Raw genomic sequence first — 1,212 nt, forward strand, 5'->3', positions numbered from 1 at the left:
ACTAGCAGTTTTTTTTGAACTGCAACATAACTTTTCATTTTAATGCCATGTTTTTCAATGGTGCGATTATATAAATCCACTGCTGGTTTTTCGTTATGTTTAACAGCTACGAAGGCTGGCATAAATAATGCTCGTCTAATATGTCCGTTTCCTTTTTTTGATATTTTTGTTTTCCCTGTAATAGTTCCTGACTCTCGTTCAACAACATCAAACCCTGCATAAGAGACTAATTGCTTATAATTTTTAAATAATTCAAACCCATTTGTTTCTGCTAAAATGGTTGCTGCTGTTAGCATTCCAATGCCTTTTATTTTACAAATATTAGCTATCTTTTCTTTTATGACGTGATCGGAATCAATCAAATTTTTCATCATTTTTTCAAGTTCTTTAAGTTGCTTATCGAACAATTTAATTGTATTCTGTTGTTGTTTTATCATCTTTTTGCTTTTAAACATCGCATGTTCTAAAGCATGAAGCTGATTATTAAATACTGTTTTTTGCTCTTGTAAATTTTGATACTGTCGCGTATATTGTCGCAATTCATAAAAAAATTTACCCATTGGCTTCCATAACTCTAAACATTGTTCGGCTCCCATTTTTGACAAACCTCTGGCATCGATACTGTCATTTTTTGATTTTAACCCTAAAGAAATTAAATAATGCTTTGCTTTATTTGGCAAAATAATGGAAGTATTATATTTTCTTTCTGAAAAATATAAAGCACAATTTTCATGATAAACTCCAGTGGCCTCCATACATAGAACCAGCGGAACTTCTTTCTCTTTGTGGTTTTTTACAACCCATTCATCCATGTCTTTAAATCCATTTAAAGTGTTTAAAAATGACTTGCTTGACACTACAATTACTCTCTGATTACTATCAATTACTGACATACAAATGTCAATTTTTTTACTAGCAATGTCCAAACCTACTGAATACTTCAAATTCATAATTTCTTTGTTTAATGAGATAACAAAATATTGCATACGCCTTTGCTCATTTTTTATACAACATCTAAACTAATAATCTAGTGCTTAAGTACTTATTGAGACTCTTATGTAATAAAAACAAAGTTGATCTTCCTATGCGTCAATATCATTAAAATGTATCTAGCCCGACCACGATTATGCAACTTTGTTTTGTTATCAATTAATATTTCAAAAATAACTAATTCATATATTTGAATCCGATACAAAGATATGAGCCCGACCC

Annotated in this window: 1 protein-coding gene; it reads right to left on the bottom strand. The window is 30.4% G+C overall.

Translation table 11 applies throughout. The annotated features are described in order from the left end of the window. The coding region (locus ACNQGO_RS15385; protein WP_417985819.1) for an IS110 family RNA-guided transposase at window positions 1-950 on the bottom strand (950 nt) is incomplete at its 3' end. Window positions 951-1,212 lie beyond the last annotated feature (262 nt).

Origin of the sequence: Flavobacterium frigidum (assembly GCF_048286735.1) — a bacterium.
GTDB lineage: Bacteria > Bacteroidota > Bacteroidia > Flavobacteriales > Flavobacteriaceae > Flavobacterium.